A 3,888-nucleotide genomic window follows, 5' to 3' on the forward strand; every position below is an offset into this window, starting at 1 on the left:
CGGTGCGCGGGCGGGCCGGGGTGGCCGGGGCTAGGGAGCCGGGGCCGCCGTCGGGGGCATCGCCTGGCCGCCGATGCCCGCGGCGCCGCCCAGCTGGCCCTGCCACCAGGCCGCCACCTCGTCCCCGCTCATCGAGGCCCACGCCGGGGTGCGCTCCACCTGCGCCCGCCCGAGCCGGCGGGCCAGCGCCACGAGGTCCCGCCCGGCCGGGCCCCGGGCCGCCTGGTAGCCGTCCAGCAGCCCCTCCCAGGACTCCGCCCGCCGCCAGGCGGCACCGAACGCGGCGGCGTCCTGGAGGGCCTTGGCGGCGCCGCTGGTGTTGTGCGGGCGCACCACGGTGGCCGCGTCCCCGGCGAGCAGGAGCCGCCCGGCGGTGACGCGCGCGGTCTCCAGGTCGTAGATGGGCTGCACGAAGGTGTCCGCCGGGTCGGTCAGCGCGAGCGCCGCACCCCAGTACGCCGGGAACTCCCGCTCCAGCAACGCACGCAGCTGCTCCGACAGTTCCGGGGTCAGCTCGCCCGGCGGGAAGCTCGTCGGGTCGTCGAAGCGCAGCCCGCCACCCTGCGGCGGCGGGGCGTACAGCACCCAGTTCACCCGGGGCCCGTCCGGCCCGGGGATCCGGTAGATCACGCAACTCCCGCCCGGGAAGCAGACGGTGGTCACCGCCCCGGGGTGCGGATCGGTGGCGTCGCCGAGTTCCGCGAGCCGCGCCGCGTCGAGGTTGCCGCGCCAGCACACGTACCCGGCGTAGTGCGGCCGGGCCCCCGGGCAGACCGCCTCGCGCACCACGGAGCGGTACCCGTCGGCGCCGACGGCCAGGTCGTACCGCTCGACCGCGCCCCCGGCGAGCCGGACCTCGGCGCCGCCCCCGTCCCCGGCCACGCCCTCCACCGTGACGCCCTGCCGGTAGACCACGGAGTCCGGCGTCGCCGCGCGCAGCCCGCGCCACAGCAGCCCCCAGTGGTACGAGTGGAACGGGAACGGCTGCTCCCAGACCAGCCGGCCGCCGCCGCCCGCGCCGGGGTCCCGCACCACCCACCGGCGGCGCTCCAGCCGGTGCGCGGGGATCCCCGCGGGCAGCGCCCCGGCGTCGGCCAGCTCGGCGGCCCGGTCGTCGTGGACGCACAGCCCGAGGCCCCGGTCCGCGAGCCGCCCGTGCGTGCGCTCCAGCACGACGACCCCGTCCGCGCCCGCCCGTACCGCCGCCGACGCGAACGCGCACCCCGCGATGCTCCCGCCGACCACCGCTACCGTTCCGCCGCGCATACCCGTCTCCTGACCTGAATGTCGACCGTGTTCGAAGCGCGGCTCAGCGGTTGCGGCCGCCACCGGGCAGTACCCACCACAGGCCCCAGCAGCACGTCGCCAGGAGCGGCGCGTTGACGAGTACCGCCTTCCACCCCCAGCCGTGCGGCAGGAGCAGCCCGACCGCGAACAGGGCCGTGTTCACGGTGAGGAACAGCAGCCACGACCGGATGACGGAGGGACGGGGGCGCACGTACGTGTTCACCGCGGCCGCGGCCAGCGACATGGCGAAGATGCCCAGGGGCCCGGAGACGTGGGCCCACGTGGGCATCAGGGCGGCGCCGGCCCAGACCAGCGCGATGCACATCAGCCCGCGCACCAGCAGCGCCTCACCCGTCCCCATCCGGGCGGCGAGCGTCCACCCGGGCGACGTGGGCGGGACCGACGTGCGCTGCGGTGCCCTCGGCTCTACGGGAACCCCCGCGGCCCCCGCCCCGGGGCCCGCCCCGTTCGCCCCGCTCGCCCCGCTCGCCCCGTCCGCCCCGTCCGCCCCGTCCGGCGTTCCCCGGGCGGCGAGGCCCTCCGCGGGAGTCCGGGCGGCCCCGGTCACCCCCGCACCGTGGATCACCGCTTCCAGCGCGGCCAGCGCCTCGTCGGCGGTGGCCCGCCGCTCCGGGTCCTTGGCCAGCAGCGCCGCCAGCACCGGGGCCAGCGGACCGGCCCGCTCCGGGGCGGGCGGCTCCTGCGTGACGATGGCGATGCACAGCGCGGTGAACGTCTCGGCGGTGAACGGCGGCCGCCCCTCGACGGCGCTGTACAGGGTGGCCCCGAGCGACCACAGGTCCCCGGCGGGCTTCGGCGGCCGCCCCTCCAACTGCTCGGGGGACATGTAGGCGGGCGTACCGATGATCGTCCCGGAGTGGGTGAGGGCCGTCGTGGCGTCGGCCAGGTGCGCGATCCCGAAGTCCGTGATGATCACCCGGTCGTCCATCAACAGCACGTTGTCGGGCTTCAGATCCCGGTGGACGATGCCCGCCTCGTGCGCCCGCCGGAGCGCCTTCAGCATCAGGACGCCGATCTCCGCGACCCTCCGTACCGGCAGCCCGCCGTCCTCCGCGAGCGCGGCGGCCAGCGACCGGCCCGTCACGTACTCCATGACGATCACGGGCGCGCCCTCGTGCTCGACGACGTCGTGCACGGTGATGATCCCCGGGTGGTTGAGCCGCGCGGCGGCCTTCGCCTCGCGCACGACGCGCTGGAGCAGCACCTCGCGCTGCTCGTCACCCACACCGTCCGGCAGCGCCACCTGCTTGACGGCGACGTCCCGGCCCAGCGTCTCGTCCCGCCCCAGCCAGACCCGCCCCATCCCGCCCCGCCCGATCACCTCGAGCAGCCGATACCGCCCCCCGACCATCCCCCCACCCACATCTCCCACGCCGCCACCCTAACCCCCGCCCCCCGACGGCCGGTTGACTATGCCGCCGCACCGGGCCGGGGGTGCAGCCCTTGGCGGCGCCCCGAACCGAGGACGCCCGGGGCCGGGGACGGGTTCGGGCGGGCCGTCGGGTTCGGAGGGTGAGGTGAGAACCGGGCCGCGTCCCAGCGCGTATTCCTCTCCGTGGTCCTTACGCTGGACCCCGCCAAAAGGGTTGGGACGACGAGCGGTTACGGAACGGGGCGCACGGTGTCGACGGGGGTTGCGAACGACGGGGAGCTCGTGGGCCGGGTCCTCGGAGGCCGGTACCGGGTGACCGCGACGGTCGGGCGCGGGGGCATGGGCGTGGTCGCCCGGGCCGTCGACGAGCTGCTGAACCGCGAGGTCGCCGTCAAGGTGCTGCGGGCCTACACCGACGCCTCCCCCGCCGAACTGGCCGGTCTGCGGGCCCGGATGCAGCGGGAGGCGCAGGCTGCCGCCCGCGTACGGCACCGCGGCGTGGTCACCGTGCACGACGTGACCGAGGACCGGGGACTGCCGGTCATCGTCATGGAACTCGTCGACGGGCCCTCGCTCGACGACGTCCTCGCGGAGCGCGGCGCGCTGGATCCGCGGGAGGCCGCGGCGATCGGCGCCGAACTGATGGACGCGCTCGACGCGGCGCACCGGGCGGGCGTCCTGCACCGGGACGTGAAGCCGGGGAACGTGCTGATGGAGCGCGGTGGCCGGGTCGTGCTCACCGATTTCGGCATAGCCAGCATGGAGGCGGGCGGCGACGAAGCCATGACCAAGCTGACGCGCCACGGTGAGATCGTCGGGTCCCTCGACTACCTGCCGCCGGAGCGCGCGCAGGGCAGGGAGCCCGGCCCGGCCTCGGACATCTGGTCGCTCGGCATGACGCTGTACGCGGCGGTGGAGGGCACCTCGCCGTTCCGCCGCACCTCGGTGTGGTCCACGATGTCCGCGATCGTCTCCGAACCGCTGCCCGAGCCCCGGCGGGCGGGACCGCTCACCCCGGTGCTGATGGCGCTGATGGCGAAGGAGCCGGAGGCCAGGCCGAGCGCGGGCCAGGCCCGCGCCCTGCTGGAGCAGGTCGCCGCCGGGGGCGGATGGACGCCGACGACCGCCAACGCCGCGCCCCCGGGCCGGCCGCCGGCTGCCCCGGCCCCCATGGGCCAGGGCGCCGCGCCCGGTGCCTGGACCCCCGC

General features: G+C 76.6%; 3 protein-coding genes. 1 reads left to right on the forward strand and 2 read right to left on the reverse strand.

Translation table 11 applies throughout. From position 1 onward, the window contains the following. Positions 1-30: 30 nt before the first annotated feature. Both ACFV0Q_RS39350 and ACFV0Q_RS39355 read right to left on the reverse strand, forming a co-directional pair. The gene (locus ACFV0Q_RS39350) at positions 31-1,266 is read right to left on the reverse strand and encodes an FAD-dependent monooxygenase (RefSeq protein ID WP_385012623.1); all 1,236 of its coding nucleotides are present in this window, start codon (positions 1,264-1,266) and stop codon (positions 31-33) included. A 43-nt stretch (positions 1,267-1,309) separates the two neighbouring features. Beyond that, complete coding sequence (locus tag ACFV0Q_RS39355) at positions 1,310-2,680, reverse strand: serine/threonine-protein kinase (RefSeq protein WP_385012625.1); 1,371 nt, start codon at positions 2,678-2,680, stop codon at positions 1,310-1,312. 249 nt (positions 2,681-2,929) lie between these two features. Here ACFV0Q_RS39355 and ACFV0Q_RS39360 point away from each other — a divergent pair. Continuing rightward, positions 2,930-3,888: serine/threonine-protein kinase (locus ACFV0Q_RS39360; protein ID WP_385012627.1), on the forward strand; the 959-nt coding region annotated here is incomplete at its 3' end.

This window comes from Streptomyces sp. NPDC059564 (assembly GCF_042735575.1).
GTDB lineage: Bacteria > Actinomycetota > Actinomycetes > Streptomycetales > Streptomycetaceae > Streptomyces.

Bases quoted from the DNA above. Each gene is read 5' to 3' on its own strand.
- ACFV0Q_RS39350 (WP_385012623.1), bottom strand. From the start codon at position 1,266: ATGCGCGGCGGAACGGTAGCGGTGGTCGGCGGGAGCATCGCGGGGTGC.